Genomic DNA, 25,888 nt, shown 5'->3' on the forward strand with positions numbered 1-25,888 from the left:
AACTTTTTCTAGTATATCACTATACAACTTTAGACTGAAATATAAATATTCTTGTCCATATGGTGACTAAATGATAGAATCAATAGGTAAATATAATGGAAAATGAAGTAGGTGGAGAAATGTATAAATTCATTAGCGGTTTGTTAGATTTAATTATTATGAAAATATGTAAATCACTAGAGGTGCAAGGTAAAGAAAATATACCTCAACTTCACAGATATGTAGTGACTTGTACTCACGAAAGCTATAATGAAGTAATCATGTTAGGGACAGCAATATACCCAAATCAAATTCATTACATGGCTAAAAAAGAGTTATTCAACAATAAATGGTTTGGGAAGTTTTTAAGTTCTTTAAATGCTTTTCCTGTAGATAGAGAAAATCCAGGGCCAAGTACATTGAAAAAACCGGTTAAATTATTAAAAGAAAATAAAACGGTAGGTATATTCCCAACTGGTCATCGTATGAAGTATGATGAGGGATCACCAATGAAACGTGGCGCAGTAACTATTGCTTTGATGGCGCAAGCTCCCATTTTACCAGCTGCATATGTTGGACCTAAAGAAATTAAGGGACTCATTACAGGTAAAGCAATTGTTAAATTTGGTGAACCTATCGAAACGAAGCATTTACCAAAAAACATGAAACGCAATGAAAAGTTAGAATATCTAACTAAAGAATTAGAAAGTAGAACGATACAATTACAAAATGAATTAAATGATTATGTGAATGATAAATAGTAAGTTTCAATATTTTTTAAAAAGTTAGACATTTTAATTTATATACGAATTTTTTTAAACTTGTGTTATTATGTAACTGTACAATGACAACAAGTAAAACGTTTACAAACACCACGTGGACAAATTGTGCATGTGGTGTTTGTTTGTGTAAATATCTATTTTGAAATGGGGAATTGTTATGTTTAGTTTCTTTCAACGTCTTGGTAGATCTCTTATGCTTCCTGTTGCAGTATTACCAGCAGCCGCGATTATTACAGGTATCGGTAACGCGTTAACAGCAATGGGAGTCTTGCCAACGGTAGCAGCGTTTTTCTCTTCTGCCGGTTCGACGATTCTTGAACAACTAGGTATTCTTTTTGCGATTGGGGTAGCATTAGGAATGGCTAAGAAAAATGACGGTGCAGTAGCACTTGCTGCAGCAGTTGGTTTCTTTTTAACGACAGTGGTTTTAAGTCCAGCAAAATTAGCACCATTATTAGGTGTTAAGGAGACAGGCGTAAACGAAGCTTTTGAACAAATGAATAATTCTAACGTTTTTATTGGTTTATTGATTGGTTTAATCGCAGCGTATACTTATAACAAGTTTAGTAAAACTGAATTACCTACAGCATTATCATTCTTTAGTGGTAAACGTTTAGTACCTATTTTAACAGCATTTTTTAGTATTATATTGGCTGTATTGATGCTATTTGTTTGGCCAGTTATCTATTCAGCAATTGTAACATTTGGGACATGGATTTTAGATTTAGGTCCAGTCGGTGCTTTCTTATATGGTTTCTTTAATAGATTATTGATACCAACTGGGTTGCATCATGCATTAAATTCAGTGTTTTGGTTTGATTTAGCAGGTATTAATGACATTGCTAAATTCCAAACTGGTGATGGTGCAGTACATGGTATTACAGGACGTTATATGGCTGGTTTCTTCCCAGTAATGATGTTTGGTATTCCTGCTGCAGCATTAGCGATGTACCATACAGCTGAATCTAAACAGAAAAAACGTGTCTATGGTTTAATGTTTGGTGGCGCAGTTTCAGCATTCTTTGTTGGTGTTACTGAACCAATTGAATTCTCATTCATGTTTGTAGCACCAGTATTATTTGTTATACATGCATTTTTAACTGGTTTATCCATGTTTATAGCAGCATTGTTTGAGTGGACAGCAGGGTTCTCATTTAGTGCTGGTTTAATAGACTATGTACTATCATTAATTAATCCTGTTTCAAGTCAACCATTCATGTTATTACTACAAGGACTTGTATTCTTTGTGATATATTACTTTGTATTTAGAATAGCGATTAAAGTATTGAAATTAAATACGCCTGGTCGTGGGGATAACTTACTACCAGATCCAACTTCTGATGAAGCGTCAACGGGGGATGCTGCAGATTCAGAAGGCGCATCTACAGCGGTAACTAATAAATATACAAATACAGCAAGCCAAATTTTAGATGGATTAGGTGGCAAAGAGAATATTGCATCATTAACAAACTGTGCTACTAGATTACGCATGGAATTACATGATAATAGTATTATTGATGAAGCTAAGATTAAGGGCGCAGGAGCTGTCGGTGTGACGAAGAGTGGTAAACATAATGCCCAAGTTATTATCGGCACTCAAGTTCAGCAAGTAGCTGATGAAATTGAAGTACAAATGGAATCAGAGCAACAAAAATAATATCTAAATAGTTTATTTTAGAATACGCCTAAGCATAGTTATCACTGAAAAAGTGGATCTTTGTAGGGCGTATTTTTTATATGAAAAAATTAAATATTTAACGATATGATTTGTTTGATAAAATGATGAAAATACATTGCTCTTTTCATGGGTAAATAGTACGATGAACTAGTATCAGAATTTTCTGATTTAAGGAGAGTAGATGAGATGAAGTCGGTATTATTTGATGTTGATGGTGTTTTTTTAAGTGAAGAAAGGTGTTTTGATGTATCTGCATTGACGGTTTACGAAATGCTTATGAGTAAAGATTATATGGGATTAGATCCATCTATACAATTTGATGATTTAAGTGATCAACAAATTACTGAAATAAGAGATATCGTATTCTATCATGATGAAATTTTAACTAAGTTAAAATCACTTGGATTAAATTCAAATTGGGATATGTTATTTGTAGTAGTTGCCATTCACTTTATTGAAATTTGTAAGACATTACCCCAAGAAAAATTAGTAGAAGTTTTAAACTCAGAAAGCTTTAATCAAGAAACATTGCAACAGATTGGTGAAAATATTTTTGATATAGAATTGAACTTTGAGTCACCATTATCGTTTTTAGATGGTATAAGTTCAGGAAAAGATAATATTTATCAAACACTTGTTACGCATGCTGGTGATCAGTTAAATACAAAACAAACAGCACTATTTGAACTGAAAAGTCCGTTTTGGACGCTTGCGCAAGAAGTTTACCAAGAGTGGTACTTAGGCTCCCAGTTATTTAATGAAGTAGAACAAAAGCCTAACCGTACAGAATTTAAAGAAGGTTACATATATAACGAAGTCGTGTTAAGACCTGTATCTGAAATTAAACAGTTATTAACAGATTTGAAAGCTGCTGGCTATCATATAGCCATTGCAACTGGTAGACCTAGAACAGAAACAATAGTGCCATTTGAAGCAATTGGTATCAAAGATTTATTTGATGACTTACATATTGTTACCGCAAGTGAGGTATTAATCGCTGAGGAACAATATCCTGAGTTAAAGCCATTAGGGAAGCCTAATCCCTTTAGCTATTTAGCAACATTAGAAGGTAATCATTTAAACAATTATGAACGATATGCTACAAATCAAGAAAATCGTGTTAATAAAGATGATGTTTTTGTGGTAGGAGATTCATTAGCAGATTTATTAAGTTCTAAAAAAATAGGGGCGACTTTCATTGGTCCATTAACAGGTTTGAAAGGTCAGAATGCTCGTGAAGAATTAGAGTCCTATGACGCTGAATATATCGTAGACCATGTAGGAGATATCAGAGAAATATTATTGTAATTAAAAAAGATACTACGCATTATTATTTGATGACTAAATAATAATGCGTCAGTATCTTTTTAATTTGAGAAATAAACTATTTATGTTCCGGGTTCTTTTGTAATGATTCACTATTTAGATGTTGTAGTTTGCATCACTTTGGATATCAAGTTCAACGCTTCGTATTAAATTAAATCCTTCAATTTGATATAAAGCATCAATAACATCTGGTGTAACAGGATGATCTATTGATAATACCATTAGCGCATTACCACCTTGGTTTGTACGACCAAGATGCATAGAAGCGATATTGATATCATATGTGCCAAGAATTTGTCCTGTACGGCCTACAATGCCTGGTCTATCGTTATGATTTATTACCAGTTGGTGATGTTCAGGTTTAAAGTCTACTGGATAGTCATTTATACGTACGATTCTTGGACCATAACCATTGAGTACAGTTGCACCAAGTTTAATTTGAGTATCTTTATTGATTAATGTTAATTCTATATAGTTACTAAAACCACGATGTTTTGTGTTTTTTTCAATATTATAAGATACACCTTGTTCATTTAAGAGTACTAAAGCATTGATTAAGTTTACACGCTCTGCTAAATCTTGACGTAAGACACCAGATACAAGTGTTCTGGTAATCAAACTTGTATCATCTAATGCAATGTCACCTTCGTATTTGATTTGTAGTTCGCGCGGTGCTTTTTCAAGTAATTGAATACCCACTTCACCTGTCATTTTACTTAATTCAATATAAGGCTTCAATTCATCATTGATTTCACTGTAAGTCATTTTTGGTGCATTAATCGCATTTAAGACGTTACCATTTTCGAAAATATCCACGATTTCATTTGCTACTGAAACAGCTACTTTTTCTTGTGCTTCAACAGTGGATGCACCTAAATGTGGCGTAACAATAATTTTATCGTGCTCAACAAGAGGGGACTCAGTTGCTGGTTCGCTTTCAAATACATCTATTGCTGCACTTTGAATTTGATCATTGTTCAAAGCGTCTAATAGCGCTGCTTCATCAATAATACCACCACGTGCTACGTTAATAATCTGTAACGTCGGTTTTGCTTTTTCGAAAAATGCTTTACCGACGATACCTTTAGTTTTTGGAGTTAATGGTGTATGTACAGTAACGAAATCTGCCTGTTCAGCAATTTCTTCAACTGTTGCACGTGTTACATTTAGTTCTTTTGCTTTATCTTCAGATAAGTAAGGGTCAAAAGCTAAGATATGCATACCGAAACTTTGTGCGCGTTTTGCAACACCTAAACCAATTCTACCAGCACCAATGACGCCAAGCGTTTTATTATAAAGTTCTGTACCTCTATATGTTTTACGGTCCCATTTTCCATTTTTTAATGACTGATGTGCTTGCGGGATATTACGCGCCATTGATAAAATCATGGCCATAGAGTGTTCAGTTGCAGAAATAGTATTACCATCTGGTGCATTAATTACAATAACACCATTTTTGGTAGCTGCATCGACATCAATGTTGTCAACGCCGACCCCAGCTCTAGCAATAACTTTTAAATTTGGCGCTGCTTCAATCATCTCTGCAGTGACTTGTGTCTGGCTTCTAACGATTAAGCCTTGGTAATCACCAATTTTTTCAACGAGTTCGCTTTCATTTAATTCTGTATTGATTTCGACTTCGAAGTCTTTATGGTCAATTAAACTTTTTAAACCTTCTGGTGAGATTGGATCAGATACTAAAATTTTATACATATGCTTTTACGACCTCCATGTACTGAGTAATTGCTGTACCAATATATGATTCTTTTCTGAATTCTGTTAATAGAATTTCTAATGCTGATACGACTTGTAAAATATCAAAAGGTGAAATTTGACCCATATGACCTATACGTAGAATTTCTCCTTTTAGATGACCTTGTCCACCTGCAATTGTTATAGCAAAACGGTTTTTAAGTTCTTTTTTTATGAAGTTGAGTTCTTCTTTTGATTTAGGTACAAAAGCTGTAACAGTAGGTGAGGCATACTCGTCTTGTACCAATAATTCTAAGTCTAATGATTTGAGTGATTGTCTTAAAGCATCACGTATTGCATAATGACGTGCAATAACTTGGTCTAATCCTTCTTCTTCAACTAATTTGGCATATGCATTCACACCTCTAAATAACGAAACGTTTGGTGTGAAAGGTGTTGAATTTGCTTCTAATGATTTCAAATATTTATTTAAATCTAAATAAAACCTCGGTGTCGTAACTTGGCTAAATCGTTCTTTAGCACGATTATTATAAGCTACAAATGCTAAACCAGGAGGCAACATAATGGCTTTTTGACTACCAGATATAAGAACATCAATCTGATCTCGTTGTAAGTCTACATCAACTGCACCGATACAACTCACACCGTCAACGATAAAGTAAATCGATTCGTCGTAGGCTTTAAGGGCATGTCCTAATTCATGGACAGGGTGCAAAACTGCAGTAGATGTTTCACAATATTGACTATAAACTGCTGTAATATCTGTGTTCAATGATTTTAAGAAGTCAATAAATTCAGGCACGTTTACAGCTTTGCCCCATTCGACTTCAAAAATATGTACGTTATCGTAATATGTTTCAGCAATTTGTTTAAAACGATTACCGAAAGCACCTGAAACAATGATAACAATATCGTCGTCAGGATTTGCAATATTTAACATACTTGCTTCTAAAGAACTTGTCCCGCTAGAAGTTAATATCATTACGTCATTTTGCGCACCGAATATTGGTTTTAGTGCACGAAACGCTTCTTCAGCAATTGTTTCAAAGTCACTTGATCTGTGTCCGACCATTGGTGACTGTGTTGCGTGTAAAATTTCTTCTGGTACTGGCGTTGGTCCTGGTGTAAGTAACATAGGACGATAATATTTCATGTGTGATTCCCCCAATGCTTATGATTGTCTTAGTTTAGCAAATTTTCAGAAAATATAAAAGTGCAAAAGTTAAAAGATAATGTAAATAAACAAAATAAAATATCATGAAAGGGCATACATTGTTATCACATTCATATTCCGTCATATATAAAATTTTTTTAAATTATTTTATTTTTGGTTCTATTTTTACAGTGACATTACCTTTAATTGAGTTTGAAATCATACAATTATTGTCCGCAACCTTTAAGAGTTTAGGTAGTTTTCTAACTAAACTATCTTTTTGTGCAGTTTCAACTTCAATAACAGGGTAATGGATAATGTTGTCCATACGAAATTTTGCATTTTCAAAAATAGCTGTACCTATAGATGATTGTTGAATTTCTATATTATTAAAACCAGAACGTTCGAGTACAGCTGCAAGTGAGATAATATAACAAGAAGATGCAGCTGAAACTAACAATTCATCTGGATTTGTACCAGTTCCATTGCCACCTAAACCTGATGGTATAGATATTTGTTCATCTAATACGTCTCCGTGAAGTTGACCTACAGCTTCGCGACCGCCAGACCATTGTGTGTTTACTTTGAATTCATGTTGAACCATAACGATTGACCTCCAGTTGATTTGTGATAATTTAAGTTTAGATGAAAATAAGCTATAAAGAAAGAGGAGAGCAATTTTAATGACAATATATACTTCTGACAACAAGCTCATATTAGTGGCACATCGTGGTATTGCTACATATTTTCCTGAAAATACGATGATTGCTTTTAAAGCTGCACTTATAAGTAATATTGATATATTAGAAATAGATATACACAGGACATTAGACAATCAACTTGTAGTTATTCATGATGATTCGATTGACCGTACCTCAAATGGATCAGGAAAAATCAAGGATATGACTTTAGCAGCTTTGCAGCAATTTGATTATGGTATAACTAAAGATAATAAATTTGAAGGAGAGACATTACCAACATTGGATGAAGTAATTAAATTAATCCAAGACTATCCTCAAAAATTATTAATAGAACTAAAACAACCGCAGAATTATCCTGAAATTGAAAACGAATTAATAGATGCATTAAATGCTTGGAATTTACCAAAAAACAAAGTCATCATACAATCATTCAATCAAAAAAGTATGAAAAAATATTTGATATGAATGAAGGATATGAGCTAGGTGTATTGATTAGTAAAAAGAAGTATTGGTATAAATTACCTCCATTTAAAAGCATTGCGGCCTATGCCAATTATGTAAATCCCAATTATGCATTAGTTACAGAGAAGTTTTTAAAAAGTGCACATCAGTATAGATTGTCAGTGATGCCCTATACAGTTAATGAACATGAACAAGCAAAATCATTGCAGAAATTAGGGGTAGACGGACTGATTTCAGATAACCCAAATGATATTTTGTAAAATGAAAAAGTTAAAAAAGCTTAAATGAATAGTAAAGATTCATTTAAGCTTTTTATAGTTTTAATAAATAGGCAAGACATATTATTTAATATGAGATAAATCATTATCGTGATGATTTACCCAATTCTTTTTTAATAACCCCATCACATGACAATCACTATATTCACCGCGAGTATAAAAATGTTCTTGTAATGTACCTTCAATGGAGAAGTTTTGTGCTTTATAAATATGAACGGCTTTTTCATTGTTTACATCAACAAATAAATATATTTTGTGGAGATTAAGTACTAGGAATGCATAATCAATAGCCATTTTAAAAGCGCTTTTAGCGTATCCTTTACCACCATATTCGGAATCAATGATAATTTGAATTTCACAATTACTATGTATAAAGTCAATTTCAACTAATTCAACGACACCGATACGCGTTTGATCTTTTTCAATAATAAATCTACGTTCAGTTTCATCTAATAAATGTTTTTTATATAATGATTGAAGCTCGCTTAATGATTGATAAGGTTCTTCAAACCAATAAGACATAATGGAATATTCATTATTTAAGTGATGTACAAAATCTAAATCTGTCTCCTCTAATGCTCTAATAATCAAATTTAACACTCCTTTACCCATAGCATACAGTAATTATTATAAGAAAGTAAAAAGATATTGTGCTTTAAAGTGGGGGAGTTAAAAAGATTTCTATTTATACTTTAATAATAGGGTGCAGTTTATTACTTTTATAGAAATAAAAAAACCAAGAAATCCTTGAAAGGACTTCTTGGTTTGAAATTAAAACGTTTATCTTGAGTAATACTCAACGATAAGTTGTTCGTTGATTTCAGCAGGTAATTCACTACGTTCAGGAACGCGTACATATTTACCTTTTAAGTTGTCTGCATCAAATTCTAAGTACTCAGGTACGAAGTTGTTGATTTCAACAGATTCAGCAATGATATCTAATTTTAAAGATTTTTCACGTACTGAAATTTCTTGACCAGGTTTTAAAGTATATGATGGAATGTCAACACGCTTACCATCTACTAAAATATGACCGTGGTTAACAAGTTGGCGAGCTTGGCGACGCGTACGCGCTAAACCTAATGAATATACAACTGCATCTAAACGAGCAGCTAGTAATTGCATGAAGTTTTCACCATGGACACCGTGTTGGTTACCAGCAATTTCAAATGAGTTACGGAATTGTCTTTCAGTCATTCCGTATAAATAACGTAATTTTTGTTTCTCACGTAATTGTAATGCATATTCTGATAATTTTTTACGTTGGTTAGGACCATGTTGGCCTGGAGCGTATGGACGCTTCTCTAATTCTTTACCAGTACCACTTAATGAGATACCTAAACGACGTGATTTTTTCCAGTTCGAACCTCTAAATCGAGCCATAATAGACTCCTCCTTTTTCTCTTTTGTTGTTATGAAAAAACAAAAAAGAGTGTTGCATGCTTATTTGGATATATTGTTTTATGTATCCTCACCTCATAGCTACGGTTACACGACACGTCCGCGTTGGGAACAACATAGAGCCAACTAATACGCAACTGCTAATTTCGTTTATTCACACAAAGTACATTGTACCTTTGTTATAAATGACTGTCAACAGTAAACAAAGATTTACTTATAGAAAGGCAAGTGTTAAATGTTAAGCTATTTGTTGTTCAATAATGCTTACGATTTCTTCTAAAGCAACTTTATCTGTGTTTGAAAAGCGATTTATAATAGGGGCATCAATATCTAAGACACCAATGACTTGATTGCCTTTATGAATAGGAACAACAACTTCTGACTTACTATTCGCATCACATGCAATATGTCCTGGGAAAGCATTAACGTCTTCAACGAGTTGTGATTCATTTGTTTCTACAGCTGTGCCACATACGCCTTTGCCGATAGCGATATGTACACAAGCAGGATGACCTTGGAATGGTCCTAAGATTAATTCATTATTTTCTATTAAATAGAAGCCAACCCAATTAATTTGATCTAATGAATCATTTAGTAAAGCAGAGACATTGCTAAGTATAGCAATTAAATTTGATTCATCTTCGATTAGACTAGCAACTTGCTTTTGTAATAAATCATAATTTGTTTCTTTTACCTCTGTCATATTAATAAAACCTCACTTTTTACTTTTCATTTAGTATAAAGACTGTTTTAATAGTAATCAATCAAATGATTTGTAAGGGCTTTTTTTAGTAGCAACATGATACATAATATTAACAGAGATAGATTTACTATGAAATTTAAAATATTATCATTGATTAATTCATTTTCTCTTTTAATGCATGGGTAAATTACGTTATAATGAATAGTGATAAAATAGGAGGAGAAAACATATGGTATTGTATATCATTCTAGCAATTATTGTTATTATACTGATTATTGTCGGTGTATTATTCTATATGCGTTCGAATAAAAGCCAAATGATTGAGAAGGCTGAAGAACGAAAATTACAAGTAGAGCAATTACCCTATGATGAAAGTTTATCTCAATTATCTGATTTAACTTTAACAGGTGAAACAAAATCTACTTATGATAGATTAAAACAAACGTCTTTAGATAGTAAAAATCAATATTTGTTACCATTAGAAGAAAAGATTCACAATGCGGAAGGTTTACTTGATAAATTTAAATTTTCGCAAGCGCAAACTGAAATTGATGAAGCACATGAATTAATGGATAAATACGAAGAAAATTATAATGTATTAACTACAGATGTTGAAGATGTTATGGGCGTACATAAAGAAAGTGATCACTTATATGAAGCATGTAAAGTAGATTACCGAGAAATGAAGCGCGACGTGTTAGCGAACAGACATCAGTTCGGTGAAGCAGCAGCGCCATTAGAACATGAAATTGAAGCATTCGTACCAGAAATGGAAAGCTATGAATCATATAAAGCAGAAGGTAATTATGTTTACGCACATGAACATATCAAAACTTTAAATGAAGATATGAACTTTTTAAAAAAGGATATGTCAGAAATTCCTGAGTTAATCAGAGAAGCACAAAAAGAATTACCTGGACAGTTCCAAGATATGAAATACGGATGTAGAGATCTCAAAGTAGAGGGCTATGATTTAGATCATGTCAAAATTGATAGTACTTTACAAACGCTTAAAACAGAACTTAGCTTTGTAGAACCGATGATTAGTAGATTGGAACTTGATGAAGCGAATGAAAAATTAAATAATATTAATGATCGTCTTGATGAAATGTATGAATTAATTGAGCATGAAGTTAAAGCGAAAAATGAAGTAGAAGAATCAAAAGAAGTTATTACAGATAATTTGTTTAGAGCGAAAGAAATGAATTATACATTACAAACTGAAATTGAATATGTACGTGAAAATTACTATATAAATGAAAGTGATGTACAGAATGTAAGACAGTTTGAAAATGAAATTCAAAACTTAATAGCTGTTTATGATGAAATTCTAAAAGAAATGGCCAAATCTGCAGTACGTTACAGTGAAGTTCAAGATAACTTGAAATATATCGAAGAGCATGTAGCTGTAATTAATGAAAAACAAGAAAAATTACAAAATCACTTAATTCAACTACGCGAAGATGAAGCGGAAGCAGAAGAAAATATCTTACGTGTACAAAGTAAAAAAGAAGAAGTTTATAGAAAGCTATTAGCTTCTAATTTACCTAGCGTACCGGAACGTTTCATTATAATGAAAAATGAAATTGATTATGAAGTGCGTGAAGTAAACAAGAAATTCAGTGTACGTCCGATACATGTTAAACAATTGAAAGATAAAGTATCTAAAGTAGTGCTACAAATGAATAAATTTGAAGATGAAGCTACGGATGTACTCGTTAATGCAGTTTATGCTGAGAAACTTATTGAATATGGTAACCGTTACCGTAAAGATAGTTCGAATATAGATAAAAGCCTTAATGAAGCTGAAAGACTATTTAAAAATAATAGATATAAACGTTCAATTGAAATATCTGAACATGCTTTAGAAAGTGTGGAACCAGGAATTACAAAACAAATAGAAGATCAAGTTATTGGTTAAATTATTTAATTATTAAAAATAACACGAGTAAGACACGAAATGAATTATGATTTCGTGTCTTTTCTTTTTATTAAAAGCGCGTATAATGCTTAAAGGGAAAGTATAAAATTAATTTTTAAAATGACAGAAAAGTATTGTTGTTGATGTAATAACTTAAATATAAATATAAAATTAGTGTCACTTCTTATATAAGTGTGTATGATAAAAATGAAATGGAGTGAAAGAATTGATATATCTTGATAATGCCGCAACGACAAAGCCAAACCAAGACGTGTTGGATACTTATGTAAAAGTAAATCAATCATTGTATTTTAACCCTAATAGTCCACACCAAGCCGGCTTACAAGCAGACCAATTGTTACAACAAACTAAAAAACAAATAAAAGATTTGTTTAATTTAGATGAAAAATTTGATATTGTTTTTACAAGTGGTGCGACTGAATCTAATAATATGGCGCTTAAAGGCGTAGCATATAAGAAAAAAGCATTTGCTAATGAAATAATCACTTCAGTACTTGAGCATCCATCTGTATTAGAAGTTGTACGTTCATTAGAAGCAGAAGGATTTATTATTAAATATGTTGATGTTACTGACGAGGGTCAAATCGACTTGGACCATTTAAAAACATTGATGTCAGATGATGTTGCTATAGTAACCTGTATGCATGTTAATAATATTATGGGTCAAATCCAACCAATAGAAGAAGCAGCAAAAATTGTGCACCAATATCCCAAAGCACATTTTCATGTAGATGCAGTACAAGCAATTGGTAAAGTGCCATTATGCTTTGAAGGTGTAGATACGTTGAGTTTGAGTGGGCATAAATTTCACGGTTTAAAAGGGCAAGGTATATTATTTGTTCGAAATATTCATCAACTTGAACCTATTATTCATGGTGGTGGACAAGAATATGGTGTGAGAAGTGGTACAGTTAATTTACCAATGGATATTGCAATTGTTAAAGCCATGAAAGCAGCTGTGAATCATACCACAGAACTTAACCATGCTTTAAGTGAATTTAATGCTGACTTATGCCAATTTCTTACAGGTTTTCACGGCATTAAACTGAATTCACCTCAAAATTCGGCGCCACACATTCTTAATGTTGGGTTACCAGGCGTCAAAGGCGAAGTATTGGTCAATGCTTTTTCAAAACATAGTATTATGTTGTCTACAACAAGTGCATGTTCATCTAAAAAAGCGAGTCTAAACGAGGTGCTTTTAGCGATGAATATACCAAGAAAACAAATTGAAGGTAGTATTAGAATTTCAATGGGAGCCAATACGACTCAAGAAGATATTCAAATATTTAAAGATAATTTTTATAAAGTATATGAAGAAGTAAGGGAGCTGTTAGTATGATTTATGATCATATATTAGTTAGGTATGGTGAATTAACATTAAAAGGCGCCAATCGTAAAATGTTCGTGAATAAATTGCGCGCAAATGTAAAGCGTTCATTAATGCCATTGCAAGGTTATAAAGTAAAAGCGAATAGAGATAGAATGTATATTGAATTAGACGAAGGCGCAGATATAGATGAAATGTGTAATAGACTTAAAAAAGTATTCGGCATTTATTCTATTAGTCCAGTGTTAAAAATTGATAAAACTGTAGAAGCGGCAAATGAACAAGCCATTCAATTTGCAAAAGACTACGCAAACGGAGATACATTTAAGATAGACGTGAAACGTTCAGATAAAAACTTTCCTTATGACACTTATCAATTACAACGTGGCATTGGTGCTGCGGTATTAAATGCAACAGAGGATTTAACTGTTGATGTCCACAATCCAGATCACAATATAAAAGTAGAAGTCCGTTTAGATGCCATTTATGTTTATGACAAAACCATAGCTGGACTTGGTGGCTTGCCAGTTGGAACAGGTGGCAAAACATTACTTATGCTCTCAGGTGGTATAGATTCTCCTGTAGCAGGTATGGAAGTCATGCGTAGAGGTGCAATGATTGAAGCCATTCATTTTCATAGTCCGCCATTTACAAGTGAAAAAGCTAAAGAAAAAGTTATTGAATTAACACGTGTTTTAGCTTCTCATGTAGGTCCAATTAAATTACACATTGTGCCTTTTACAGATTTACAAAAACAAGTTAATAAAGTTGTACATGAACGTTATACAATGACATCTACACGTCGTATGATGATGAGAGTGGCAGACAAACTTGTTCATGAAATTGACGGGCATGCCATTGTAAATGGTGAGAATCTTGGTCAAGTTGCGAGCCAAACGTTAAAAAGTATGTACGCAATCAATAGCGTAACTTCAACACCAGTGTTACGTCCATTACTCACATTAGATAAAGAAGATATCGTGAAAAGAGCTAAAGAAATTGGAACTTTTGATGTCTCTATTCAACCTTATGAGGATTGTTGTACTATTTTCACACCAAAAAATCCGGTAACTGAACCTGATATTGAAAAAGTGGAAAAATATGAAAATATTTTTGATTTTGAACCATTAGTACAACAAGCTGTAGATCAAATCGAAACAATAGAAATTTCAAATGACTACCAAAGTGATAAAGACTCAGAGACACAAGCTTTGGCAGACGATTTATTTTAAATATAAATATAAGTTTAAATTATAGTAAGCATCATTTAAAAAATAGAAAACTTAGTTTTAGATGTTCAATTTATAATGAATAATCAGTTAACATGATTTAAACAGACAGGGGTTGGCGCATGTTAGAGTGGGACATTTCAATTGTAATTATCATCATACTTCTTGGATTTTTAGCAGCGTTTATTGATGCAGTCGTCGGCGGTGGAGGGTTAATTTCTATCCCTGCACTTTTAGCAGTGGGTATGCCACCAGCTATGGCTTTAGGTACAAATAAATTAGCCAGTGCATTTGGATCGATGACTAGTGCATTTCGTTTTTTAAGGTCAGGCAATGTTGATTTGAAAATTGTTGGAAAGTTATTTCCATTTGTATTCCTAATGGCTATGGGTGGTGCGAGTGTTGCGACATTTTTACCGTCTGAACTTTTGAAGCCAGTCGTAATCATTATCTTAACACTTGTCATGATTTATACATTAATGAAAAAAGATTGGGGTAGTATACGTACTTTTACAAAACTTACTACCGGTAAAGCCATATTATTTGCCGCGTTAATGTGCTTAATTGGTCTATATGATGGATTTTTAGGTGGCGGCACAGGTTCATTTATGCTTTTTGTTTTATTAATGTTTGGATTTGATTTTCTAGGTGCAGCAGGCAATGCTAAAGTGTTAAATTTCGCATCCAATTTAGGGGCATTAATATTATTTATATTTTTAGATCAAGTCGATTATTTTTATGGTTTTATCATGGCTGGTAGTATGATTTGCGGATCATATTTGGGTGCTTTATTCGCAATTAAAAAAGGCGTTGGTTATGTCAAAGGTCTGTTTATTGTAGTTACTGCTATTTTAATTTTGAAAAATGCGTATGATTATTTAATGCAAATCATGTAGCACTTAAAAATAGATTAAATTAAAAATTATATAACAATCTCATGCAAGATCTTCAGCGCTTATCTTCCTTTTTTAGTCCAGCCTTATAGGAGCGGAAATACGAAATCAAATTTTGACTTCGTATTTCCGCTCTTTTTTTGTATATGATTTTCGAAAATATAATATAATGTCTGTTCATATTTTAGTATCTTGTTACTACAGTTACGATAAAGCATTATTATTATTTTAAAACTCTTTTATTTTATATTTGAGATAAGGTATACATAGCTTAATTGATTATGGTTAAATTGAGGATGGAGTTAAAAGGAAAATAAATTATGGGAGTGAGTGTAAATGTCGAAGAAAAGGATTATCGCAATCATACTTGCGGTTGTCATCGTGTTAGGCGGCATCGTGATGAGTTCAATTTCAGCGGTCTTTTCATCTTTATTTGATGAACAAGCTACATCTAAAATGGACCCATTTACAGAAAAAGTAGAAAAAGAGGGCAATTCAAGTAAACGAATTGCACATTTAACATTAGATGGCCAAATAGCTGAAGGTACAGGCGGGGGCATGTTTGGTGGCGGTGGTTACAACCATGAGGCGTTCTTAAAACAATTAGAAAACGTAAAAAATGATGACACAGTCAAAGGTATGTTGTTATCTGTAAATACTCCTGGTGGTGGCACGTATCCAAGTGATGAAATTTATCAAAAGATAAAAGAAATTAAGCAAAAAGATAAAAAGATTTATGTACATATGGGTAGTATGGCAGCATCTGGTGGATACTACATTTCAGCACCAGCAGACAAAATATACGCAGGTCCTCAAACAATGACAGGATCAATCGGTGTTATTATGTCTAGTGTTGATTATTCAGAATTACAAGAAAAAATAGGCGTTAAAGAAAATGTTATAAAATCAGGGGATCATAAAGACATATTAAGTAGCTCAAGAGCTATGACAAGTGAAGAAAAAGATATTTTACAATCTGTATTAGATGATAGTTTTGATCGATTTGTGAATATAGTTAAAGATGGTAGAGATATGTCTGAAAGTAAAGTTAGAGAGTTAGCTGATGGACGCATCTACAGTGCACAACAAGCGGAAGATAATGGTTTAATTGACGAAATTGGTTATGAAGATGAAACTTTAAAAGCAATGAAAAAAGATATGAAAGCAAAAGATGCAGAAGTGTTTGAATATAGTGAAGAAGGTAGTTTCTTCTCATCGTTTAGTAATGCAAAAGCGAGTATTGGTCAGTTTAAAAATGAATTCAATGAAGTTAAATCAATAATTAAAAATGATACTGAAGCTGAACCTATGTATCTATACGAAGGTTAGGTGTAATAATGGATAATATGAAACAAGATGATACTGCACATTCGGTTGCAGATTCAAACGAAGCACAAACAGAGTCAGATGTACTTGCTCATAATCAATTAGCAAAAGCACTATATGCAGGATTTGGTATAAGATTTTGTAGTTTTCTCATTGATTTGCTCATCATTTTTGGTATTCAAAGTATTATATTGAAACCAATCTATCATTTTACACATATAGATAATGCAAAGTTATGGATTGATTATTTTAGTGTAGGTCACGTATTAGATGCACTCGTATTTTATTTGTACTTTGTGTTATTAACGAAATATTTTAAACAAACTATTGGTAAAATGATTTTGAATATAAGAGTGGAACGTGCGGATAGACAACCATTAACTTGGGTAGACGTATTATTTAGAGAATGGATTGGTCGCATTATCAGTGGCGTATTTGCTAATTTACCTTATTTAGTAACAATATTTACAGATAAACACAAAGGTATACATGATTATTTTGCTGATACTGTCGTAATAAAAAACAAATTCGAAAAATTGTTTTATTTGAAGTAGATTGTTATGTTTCAAAGGGTTTAAGGTTTATTTCATCAGATTAAACAGTTATAATTATTGAGTAAGCACTTTTTATAGGAGGCATTCAAATGGCGCAAATTACATTTAAACAAGAACCAATTACATTATTAGGATCACAAGTAAAAAAAGGTGAAACAGCACCAGATTTTACAGTGTTAGACAATGATTTAAATGAAGTAACTTTATCAAACTATGATGGTCAAAAGAAATTGATCAGTGTAGTACCATCTATTGATACAGGTGTCTGTGATAAACAAACACGTAAATTCAACGAAGAAGCAGCGCAGGAAGATGGCGTCGTGTTAACTATTTCTGTTGACTTACCATTCGCACAAAAAAGATGGTGTGCATCAAATGGCTTAGATAACGTGGTTACTTTAAGTGATCATAAAGAACTTTCATTTGGTAAAAATTACGGCGTAGTTATGGAAGAATTACGTTTACTTGCACGTTCAGTTTTTGTTTTAGATGAAAATAATAAAGTAGTATATACTGAAGTTGTTTCTGAAGGCACTGATTTCCCAGACTTCGACGCTGCTTTAGAAGCATATCGTGCTATTTAAATTAAATATAGGTAATATAAAATTTGTCATTTGATTTGAAGTTAAACAATCAAACAGTATCATTGACATTATAAAGTATACTGTCCATAATTATTTGGTAATATAAGTTAGCATAAACTGACTTAATTTCAAACAAATTATGGACAGTTTTTTTAGAAAGGACTATTAAATGACACAAGAAGAAACAGTAATGGAAAAGTTATTCCAAACACTCGACGAAAAAGCTAAAGCTTTAAATGAAAATAACGGTCAAAGTTTTATTGAAAACTTAGGACTAGCAATGGAACATATTTATACAAGTAAAAGAGACTTGTTAGAACAAGCTACATTGCAAGATAGAAGAAAAGCATTTCAGTTTGCTTACTTAAGCTTAATGCAAAAAGAAGATATCCAAGCAAATCATCAAATTACACCAGACTCTATTGGCTTAATTTTAGGCTTTTTATCTCAACGCTTCTTAAAAAACAAAGAAGAATTACACGTTGTAGATATCGCAAGTGGGGCAGGTCATCTAAGTGCGTCTGTACATGAAGTGTTAACTGAACATACGGTAATGCATCATCTTATAGAAGTTGATCCAGTATTATCAAGAGTTAGCGTTCATTTAGCCAACTTTTTAGAAATACCATTTGATGTTTACCCACAAGATGCAATTATGCCATTACCTTTTGAGGAGACAGATGTTATTATTGGCGATTTACCTGTTGGTTATTATCCGGCAGATGAGAGAAGTAAGGAAATGGCTTTAGGTTTTGAAGAAGGTCACAGTTTCTCTCACTTTTTATTAATTGAACAAGCTGTTGTAGCCTTAAAACAATCAGGTTATGCTTTTTTAGTTGTTCCAAGTAATATTTTCGAAGGTTCAAATGTGAAACAGTTACAAAACTTCATTGCTACAGAGACAGAAATGCAAGCATTTTTAAATTTACCCTCGACATTATTTAAAAATGAAAAAGCACGCAAATCTATTCTTGTACTACAGAAAAAAGAAACAAACGTTACTAAACCAGTAGAGGTTTTATTAGCGAACATTCCTGACTTCAAAAGCCCTCAACAATTCCAAGCATTTTTACAAGATTTAAATGTGTGGATGGAAGAAAATCATCCTGAAAATTAAACTGTATTATTCTTGAAAATAAACTGTATTAATGATTAAATAGATAGGTATATTAAAACTTAATTGAAAATGGAGGCAACAAGCTTATGTCAAAATTAGTTTTGGCCATTAACGCTGGTAGTTCATCACTGAAATTCCAACTTATTGAAATGCCGGAAGAAAAAGTTGTTACTAAAGGACTAATTGAACGTATTGGTTTAAAAAATTCTGTCTTTACTATTGAAGTGGATGGAGAAAAAATTACTGATACCAATGATATTGCTAATCACGAAGTAGCAGTAAACATTATGTTAGAAAGCTTTAAAAAACATGGTATCATTGAAAGTATTAATGATATTGATGGTACGGGTCACCGTGTTGTTCATGGTGGAGAATTATTCCCAGAATCAGTTTATATAACTGATGAAGTAGAAAAGCAAATTGAATCGTTGAGTGAATTAGCTCCGTTACACAACCCAGCAAACTTAATGGGAATTCGTGCATTCCGAAAACTTTTACCAGAGACACCACATGTCGCTGTGTTTGATACTTCATTCCATCAAACAATGCCAGAGAAATCTTATTTATATAGTTTGCCATATCAATATTATGAAGATTTTGGAATTCGTAAATATGGTTTTCATGGCACGAGTCATAAATATGTTTCACAACGTGCAGCTGAAATTTTAGGTAAACCAATTGAAGAATTACGTATTATCTCGTGTCATATTGGTAATGGTGCTTCAATCGCTGCTATTGATGGCGGCGAATCTGTAGATACGTCTATGGGCTTCACTCCACTAGCAGGTGTTACAATGGGTACACGCTCAGGTAATATTGACCCAGCTTTAATTCCATTTATTATGGAAAAAACGGGTAAAAATGCAGAAGAAGTATTAAATACACTTAATAAAGAATCGGGATTATTAGGTATTTCGGGTACTTCAAGTGACTTAAGAGATATCATTGAAGACTCTAAAGAGGGTAAAGAAAGAGCGCAATTAGCACTTGATGTCTTTGCATCTCGTATTCACAAATATATCGGTTCATATGCGACACGTATGCATGGTGTAGATGTTATTGTATTTACAGCTGGTGTAGGTGAAAATTCTGACCCTGTAAGAGCAAAAGTCTTAGAAGGTTTAGAGTTTATGGGTGTTTATTGGGACGCTAAGAAAAATGAAATGATTCATGGATCTGAAGGTTTCATTAATTATCCACATTCACCTGTAAAAGTTATCGTTATTCCTACGAACGAAGAAGTAATGATTGCTCGTGATGTTGTTGATTTTGGAAACGTAAAATAATCTGGAAGTAAACCCAGATTCATTAAATAAGTATGAGTTGTAAATATTTATACTTAAATTAAAAGCACCCATTCATTAGAAAAATAATGAATGGGTGCTTTTATTATATTGTTAATCCATTTTAGCAAATGGATTATTTTTTCTCTGGTTTAACCTCAAAAGCAATAATTTGAGATTGTTGTGTTTCATTAAAGTTATTATCAGCTGTCAATACTAGACTGTCATTACCGTTGGGTAGCTTTTTACCAAAGGTCATACCTTCAATATTATCCACTTTACCAATGTCTTGTTCATTTAAATCAGCAACCAGCGTTTTGTTTAAAGGTTTTGAGTTTGTTTCTTTGAGTGACTCTATATCCTTGATATCAGTTCCTTTACTCACATCAATTTTATATATACGCACATAATTACTAAATGAGCCATCTTCTGCTTGTACAGATGCACGCTCTAAAGTAAGAAATTCATGATCATTGAGGGCTAATATTTCTGTGATGCCATTATCAGCTTGTTTATCTTTGCCAGGCTTTTTAGGAATCGCATCAAGTGGATATGCAAATTCAGATAATACGTTGCCTTCACGGTCATATTGTGTGATGCGTGATAAGGCGCCTGACTCAGGCGTAGGTTTTTGGCCATCTTGTATTAGTGGACCTTCCATAGAAGTCCATAACGTATTACCATCTTGAGAAAAAGTGCTACCTTCAATAGCTTGATTATTGCGGAAACCTTTCTTATTTTGTTTGTCCATTTTTATTGTATCTTTAATAGGAATTTCAGCTGAGTATTTACCATCTTCAGTTGCTTTACGAATAAATGGATTCAATCCTAAGGAACGATCTCCTTCACTAGTATATAGAATCTCATTAGTTTGTGGATCGAACCGTATCGATTCTGGGTCAGCGACAATATTATCATCGTCGTTCTTATATTGCTCTTTATTGATGTAATCTTTGCCATTCGGTTGTTTTAACTTGTGAACGCCATTAAATTTGACGTCTTTGAATTCATTACTATTATAGTCGATATCAGCTTCATAGAACCTTGCTGGATTGTGTTCTGATCGGTCATCGCTCATAAGTAGCCATTTATCATTTTTAGGGTCATACGTTATACCAGATAACCCACCAACTTTCGTATCTTTGTAAGTTTTATCGAACGGTAAGATTTTGGTGTCTATTAATTTGAGATGATCTGCGGTACGTGTTGTATTGTCTTTTTCTGTAGCAATTATTTCACTATGTAATGTTGTGCTCGAAATGAATAATGTAAACATGCTTGTTATAAGTGCTTTGTGCATCGGTTTCATAAGTTGTTCATACTCCTTTCATTATGCTTTTCAACTTCAATCATATATCTTTTGTTTAAAGTGCATATGAAGTTTTGATAAGGAGTTTGTAAAACTCACTTTGAATGCGCAATATAACTTTGCAAGTTCATTTCTTTGGATATTAAAAAGGATAGATTGCTCTAAATAAATGAACAAACTATCCTAACGAAACAAGCGAATTATCTTTGTTTCGATTTTAAATGTAACTAAATTATTTTTATGAAATTAAACTAGTGAATTTTTATTGAGCTTGGTGTTGCGATCTAAGTTCGTCTGTTGCAACTTGTGGTTGGAAATCTTCTGGCAGTTCTTCAGTACGTACAACAAGTACATCACAAGGTGAGTGGCGTACGATTGCTTCAGATACAGAACCAACAATAAATCTTTCTACAGCATTTAAACCAGAAGTACCACACATAATTAAATCAGCTTCTACTTCAGTTGCTAATTTTTTTGGAATAATTGCTTTTGGAGAACCAAATTCTAAGCGAGTTTCAACATCTTTAATACCAGCGTTTGTTGCAACTTCTTTATAACCTTTTAACAAGTCGTCAGAGAAATTTTTTGATTTTTCAGTGAACTGTGCATCATAAACCTCGTATGATGAATATGTTCGTGAATCAATGACGTTCACAACTGTTAATTTTGCTTCGTTACGATTTGCAACATCTACAGCTTTATTAAACGCCCATTCAGCCTCGTGTGAACCATCTACCGCAATTAAAATATTTTTATAAGTTAGCATATCAATGACCTCCTTATTCTTCTTATTTATATTATACCACCATTTACAGAATATTAACATAATTCGCTGTTGTAAAAGTACCCTATTCTTTGATTGCGCTTTCATAGAATACACGTTACTATAAATTTGGAGGTGGATGAAATGATTATAGGTATTCCTAAAGAGATTAAAAACAACGAAAACAGGGTGAGTTTGTCCCCAAGTGGTGTGCATGCATTAGTTGAGCAAGGTCATAATGTTATTGTTGAAAAATCTGCTGGTTTAGGCTCTTATTTTGAAGATGTGGACTATACTGAAGCTGGTGCAAAAATTGTAAATGAACAAGCTGAAGTATGGAACGTAGATATGGTTATGAAAGTTAAAGAACCATTGGAAGAAGAATTCCAATTCTTTAAGGAAGGATTAATTCTATTTACTTATTTACATTTAGCAAATGAAGAGAAATTGACTAAAGCTTTATTAGAAAACAAAGTCATTAGTATCGCTTATGAAACAGTGCAATTGCCAGATCGTTCTTTACCATTATTAACACCAATGAGTGAGGTGGCAGGTCGAATGTCTGCTCAAATTGGTGCTGAGTTCTTACAGAAATATAAAGGCGGCATGGGTATTCTACTTGGTGGTGTTCCTGGCGTAGAAAAAGGACGCGTAAGTATTATTGGTGGTGGTCAAGCTGGTACAAATGCTGCAAAAATCGCTTTAGGTTTAGGTGCTGACGTTACAATTTTAGATGTTAACCCTAAACGTTTACAACAATTAGAAGATTTGTTTAGTGGCCAAGTACATACAATCATGTCAAACCCATTAAACATAGAGCAATGTGTTAAAAACAGTGACTTAGTCATTGGTGCAGTGCTTATTCCAGGCGCAAAAGCACCAAAACTCGTTACTGAAGAAATGGTTAAACAAATGAAAGATGGGGCAGTGATTGTTGATATTGCGATCGACCAAGGTGGCGTTTTCGAAACAACAGATCGTATTACTACACACGATGACCCAACGTATAAAAAACATGGCGTAGTACATTATGCAGTAGCTAATATGCCAGGGGCAGTGCCGCGTACGTCAACAATCGCATTAAACAATGCGACGTTACCATATGCGCAACAAGTAGCTGGAAAAGGCTATTTAAAAGCACTACAAGATAATCCAGCATTATCTTTAGGCTTAAGTACGATTAATGGTGAATTAACTAATAAAGGTGTTGCAGATGCATTAAACTTATCATATACCGATATTGAAAGTGCATTAAAATAAAAATACCTATAATACAACTCAACCATAACGAATTGATTGTATTAAATTGATGTAAATAAAATGGGAGTAGGACATGTATTTATGTACCTCACTCTAGAGTGCCGACAAAGTCAGATACTTTGTTGGCACTTTTTATACATGATTGTCTAGTGGTGTTATAGGACCAGTAGTAGTTCTTTAAATGCTTGTTATAAGCGCATTTTTAATTCAGTCAGCTACTGCTAATATAATAAAACAGGCTGAGACATGTAATTATGTCTCAGCCTGTTTTATTGATGCTAAAAGATTTTATGTCTCAAGCAGTTAAACTATAAATGACATGTTTTAAACGATTCTTGTACCATGCACTTCTTGGAAAGGGAAAGAAGATATTAAATCTTGTAAATTATCTTTATTTAATCCACCACCAGGCATAATTTCGATACGGCCACCTGTATTAACCACAAGTTTGCCAAGATGATTTAAATTATCGAAAATATCAGTGTCTGAAGGGCCGCCATGTGTTAGTAATCTGACAAAGCCAATATCAATCAGCTGATGTAGTGCTTTGATTTGACCATGTATATGAATTTCATCAAATGCCATATGGCATACGGCCGGTACAGGTGCCGCTAGGTTTTTCAAAGTCTTCATTTGCCATTCATTTAAGACATTATCCTCTGTTAAACATCCAAATACAAAGTAATCTACGTTGAGTTGCTTGATTGCTTTCATGTCTCGTTGCATGATCTCAAAGTCATATAAATTATATACGAAATCACCGCCGCGAGGGCGAATCATTACTGCGATTTCAACATCGTTGGTATGACAAATTTCTGTCGCGATTTCAATCATCCCGATGCTAGGTGTCGTCCCGCCGACACTCAAATTATCACATAATTCTATACGATCAGCACCATTGCTTATTGCTTGTTCAACTTGTTGAATCGTTTCAACAACCGCTTCTTTTATCATTTTTCGTAACCCGTTAAACTTTCATTACCATCTTCAGTTACTAAAATATCGTCTTCAATACGCACACCTGCAACGCCAGGAACGTATATGCCTGGTTCAACAGTGATAACCATTCCAGCAACAAATTGGTTGGTATTTGAACTAGAAACATCTTGATACTCATGTTCTTCCAAGCCTAATCCATGTCCTAAACGATGAGGGAAATAATCACCATAACCTGCATCACTGATAATATTACGTGCAATATCATCTACATCTTTAATCGTAACGCCTGGTTTGATTGCTGCAATCGCTTCTTGTTCAGCTTTCAAAACCACATTATATATTTCTTGGGCTTTATCATTTGGTTCGCCAAATTTAACGGTTCTAGTCATATCACTACAATAATTGTTATAAATAACACCAAGATCAAATAATACATATTCATCTCTTTGTAATTGACGATCACCAGGCGTACCATGTGGTGAAGCAGCGTGATCACCGAAGAGTACCATCGTATCGAAACTCATTTCATTTACACCGTAATCTTTGATTGCATTCTCAATATGATTAACAACTTGGCGTTCCGTGACACCTTCTTTTAAAAAGTCTACGCCGATTTCAATGCATTTGTCAGCAAGTTCACATGCTTTTTTAATAGTAGCAATTTCATTTTCGCTTTTTACGTTACGTAAGTCTTTAATTGTTTGGTCAATATCACCAAAAGTTTGTACATTAAATGCTTCAACGAGTTCGCGTTGACGTTTTACTGTTAAATGTTCAGCTTCAACTAATAATTTATTTACAGTGAACGTATATTTATCTAATGCATTTTCTGTGTCTAAATATCCAACTACTTCACCTTCAAAAGGAGAGGCTTTTACTTCATCAACTTCTAATTGTGGACAAAATAATACTTGTTCACCATTTTCTTTGATTAATAATGCGAGTAAACGTTCATGAGGATCACTTAAATAGCCTGTAAAGTAAAAAATGTTTAATGGTGTTGTAATCCATGCTGCTCCAGCTTGTTGTGATTTTAATTCTGCGGTAATCTGTTCTAATTTCATTTATCATCATCCTCCTAAAAATACTATCATTCTAAGTTTATGTTAGTTCATGACGGAATTCAAAAATAAAATATTAGAATGATGCTATTTTAGCTAAATGTTTTTAAAATAAGCATAAA

The 25,888-nt window shown here is 33.1% G+C and carries 23 protein-coding genes and 1 pseudogene; 14 read left to right on the forward strand and 10 right to left on the reverse strand.

The features are described 5' to 3' along the window. Positions 1–119 precede the first annotated feature (119 nt). The 3 genes from AST02_RS01990 to AST02_RS02000 all read left to right on the forward strand — a co-directional run bounded on the left by AST02_RS01990 (position 120) and on the right by AST02_RS02000 (position 3,747). Positions 120–740: a lysophospholipid acyltransferase family protein gene (locus AST02_RS01990; RefSeq protein WP_069816471.1), complete on the forward strand. Its 621-nt coding sequence runs from the start codon at positions 120–122 to the stop codon at positions 738–740. Between the two features lie 178 nt (positions 741–918). After that, on the forward strand, positions 919–2,418 hold the full coding sequence (nagE, locus tag AST02_RS01995; RefSeq protein WP_069815365.1) for an N-acetylglucosamine-specific PTS transporter subunit IIBC: 1,500 nt from the start codon (positions 919–921) through the stop codon (positions 2,416–2,418). Between the two features lie 207 nt (positions 2,419–2,625). Continuing rightward, a complete protein-coding gene (locus AST02_RS02000) occupies positions 2,626–3,747 on the forward strand; it encodes an HAD family hydrolase (protein WP_069815367.1) in 1,122 nt (373 codons plus the stop codon). 114 nt (positions 3,748–3,861) lie between these two features. Here AST02_RS02000 and serA read toward each other — a convergent pair whose 3' ends face one another. The 3 genes from serA to AST02_RS02015 all read right to left on the reverse strand — a co-directional run bounded on the left by serA (position 3,862) and on the right by AST02_RS02015 (position 7,235). Further along, complete coding sequence (serA, locus tag AST02_RS02005) at positions 3,862–5,478, reverse strand: phosphoglycerate dehydrogenase (protein ID WP_069815368.1); 1,617 nt, start codon at positions 5,476–5,478, stop codon at positions 3,862–3,864. After that, the gene (locus AST02_RS02010) at positions 5,471–6,631 is read right to left on the reverse strand and encodes a pyridoxal-phosphate-dependent aminotransferase family protein (protein WP_069815369.1); all 1,161 of its coding nucleotides are present in this window, start codon (positions 6,629–6,631) and stop codon (positions 5,471–5,473) included. The genes serA and AST02_RS02010 overlap by 8 nt, the downstream gene beginning before the upstream one ends. Positions 6,632–6,794: 163 nt before the next feature. Then, positions 6,795–7,235, reverse strand: a complete 441-nt coding sequence (locus AST02_RS02015) for an SACOL1771 family peroxiredoxin (RefSeq protein WP_046465571.1) — start codon at positions 7,233–7,235, stop codon at positions 6,795–6,797. A gap of 79 nt (positions 7,236–7,314) precedes the next feature. Here AST02_RS02015 and AST02_RS02020 point away from each other — a divergent pair. Next, positions 7,315–8,054, forward strand: a pseudogene (locus AST02_RS02020) (glycerophosphodiester phosphodiesterase). Positions 8,055–8,135: 81 nt separating this feature from the next. On the opposite strand, the gene AST02_RS02025 reads toward AST02_RS02020, so the two are convergent. The 3 genes from AST02_RS02025 to AST02_RS02035 form a co-directional block, all read right to left on the reverse strand. After that, positions 8,136–8,663 carry a GNAT family N-acetyltransferase gene (locus AST02_RS02025; protein ID WP_002507336.1) on the reverse strand — a complete coding sequence of 176 codons (528 nt, stop codon included), beginning with the start codon at positions 8,661–8,663 and terminating at the stop codon, positions 8,136–8,138. A 189-nt stretch (positions 8,664–8,852) separates the two neighbouring features. Further along, complete coding sequence (gene rpsD / locus AST02_RS02030) at positions 8,853–9,455, reverse strand: 30S ribosomal protein S4 (protein ID WP_002507337.1); 603 nt, start codon at positions 9,453–9,455, stop codon at positions 8,853–8,855. 256 nt (positions 9,456–9,711) lie between these two features. Continuing rightward, the gene (locus AST02_RS02035; RefSeq protein ID WP_046465569.1) at positions 9,712–10,176 is read right to left on the reverse strand and encodes a GAF domain-containing protein; all 465 of its coding nucleotides are present in this window, start codon (positions 10,174–10,176) and stop codon (positions 9,712–9,714) included. A 229-nt stretch (positions 10,177–10,405) separates the two neighbouring features. Between AST02_RS02035 and ezrA the strand changes: the two genes are divergently transcribed. The 9 genes from ezrA to AST02_RS02080 all read left to right on the forward strand — a co-directional run bounded on the left by ezrA (position 10,406) and on the right by AST02_RS02080 (position 20,437). Further along, complete coding sequence (gene ezrA / locus AST02_RS02040; RefSeq protein ID WP_069815370.1) at positions 10,406–12,097, forward strand: septation ring formation regulator EzrA; 1,692 nt, start codon at positions 10,406–10,408, stop codon at positions 12,095–12,097. 226 nt (positions 12,098–12,323) lie between these two features. Next, entirely contained in the window at positions 12,324–13,460 is a 1,137-nt protein-coding gene (locus AST02_RS02045) for a cysteine desulfurase family protein (RefSeq protein ID WP_046465567.1), read from the forward strand. After that, positions 13,457–14,680 (forward strand): tRNA uracil 4-sulfurtransferase ThiI, encoded by a 1,224-nt coding sequence (gene thiI, locus AST02_RS02050; protein WP_069815372.1) that lies wholly within the window; start codon positions 13,457–13,459, stop codon positions 14,678–14,680. The genes AST02_RS02045 and thiI overlap by 4 nt, the downstream gene beginning before the upstream one ends. 119 nt (positions 14,681–14,799) lie before the next feature. Further along, positions 14,800–15,573, forward strand: coding sequence for a sulfite exporter TauE/SafE family protein (locus tag AST02_RS02055; RefSeq protein ID WP_069815374.1), 774 nt, complete (start codon positions 14,800–14,802; stop codon positions 15,571–15,573). A 333-nt stretch (positions 15,574–15,906) separates the two neighbouring features. Continuing rightward, entirely contained in the window at positions 15,907–16,899 is a 993-nt protein-coding gene (gene sppA, locus AST02_RS02060) for a signal peptide peptidase SppA (RefSeq protein ID WP_069815376.1), read from the forward strand. Between the two features lie 8 nt (positions 16,900–16,907). After that, complete coding sequence (locus AST02_RS02065) at positions 16,908–17,450, forward strand: RDD family protein (RefSeq protein ID WP_046465563.1); 543 nt, start codon at positions 16,908–16,910, stop codon at positions 17,448–17,450. 89 nt (positions 17,451–17,539) lie between these two features. Further along, positions 17,540–18,034 (forward strand): thiol peroxidase, encoded by a 495-nt coding sequence (gene tpx, locus AST02_RS02070; RefSeq protein ID WP_069815379.1) that lies wholly within the window; start codon positions 17,540–17,542, stop codon positions 18,032–18,034. 169 nt (positions 18,035–18,203) lie between these two features. Further along, positions 18,204–19,151, forward strand: a complete 948-nt coding sequence (locus AST02_RS02075) for a class I SAM-dependent methyltransferase (protein ID WP_069815381.1) — start codon at positions 18,204–18,206, stop codon at positions 19,149–19,151. 86 nt (positions 19,152–19,237) lie between these two features. After that, on the forward strand, positions 19,238–20,437 hold the full coding sequence (locus AST02_RS02080) for an acetate kinase (protein ID WP_046465560.1): 1,200 nt from the start codon (positions 19,238–19,240) through the stop codon (positions 20,435–20,437). Positions 20,438–20,570: 133 nt separating this feature from the next. Here AST02_RS02080 and AST02_RS02085 read toward each other — a convergent pair whose 3' ends face one another. Together AST02_RS02085 and AST02_RS02090 are read right to left on the reverse strand one after the other, a co-directional pair. Further along, the gene (locus tag AST02_RS02085) at positions 20,571–21,743 is read right to left on the reverse strand and encodes an esterase-like activity of phytase family protein (RefSeq protein ID WP_069815383.1); all 1,173 of its coding nucleotides are present in this window, start codon (positions 21,741–21,743) and stop codon (positions 20,571–20,573) included. Positions 21,744–22,005: 262 nt separating this feature from the next. Further along, complete coding sequence (locus AST02_RS02090) at positions 22,006–22,509, reverse strand: universal stress protein (RefSeq protein WP_046465558.1); 504 nt, start codon at positions 22,507–22,509, stop codon at positions 22,006–22,008. Positions 22,510–22,650: 141 nt separating this feature from the next. On the opposite strand from AST02_RS02090, the gene ald reads away from it, so the two are divergent. Then, complete coding sequence (gene ald / locus AST02_RS02095) at positions 22,651–23,766, forward strand: alanine dehydrogenase (RefSeq protein WP_069815384.1); 1,116 nt, start codon at positions 22,651–22,653, stop codon at positions 23,764–23,766. 324 nt (positions 23,767–24,090) lie between these two features. Here ald and AST02_RS02100 read toward each other — a convergent pair whose 3' ends face one another. After that, positions 24,091–24,720: a copper homeostasis protein CutC gene (locus tag AST02_RS02100; protein ID WP_069815385.1), complete on the reverse strand. Its 630-nt coding sequence runs from the start codon at positions 24,718–24,720 to the stop codon at positions 24,091–24,093. Continuing rightward, positions 24,717–25,769, reverse strand: coding sequence for a M24 family metallopeptidase (locus AST02_RS02105; RefSeq protein ID WP_046465555.1), 1,053 nt, complete (start codon positions 25,767–25,769; stop codon positions 24,717–24,719). The genes AST02_RS02100 and AST02_RS02105 overlap by 4 nt, the downstream gene beginning before the upstream one ends. Positions 25,770–25,888 lie beyond the last annotated feature (119 nt).

It is taken from the genome of Staphylococcus equorum, from assembly GCF_001747895.1.
Taxonomy (GTDB): domain Bacteria; phylum Bacillota; class Bacilli; order Staphylococcales; family Staphylococcaceae; genus Staphylococcus; species Staphylococcus equorum_A.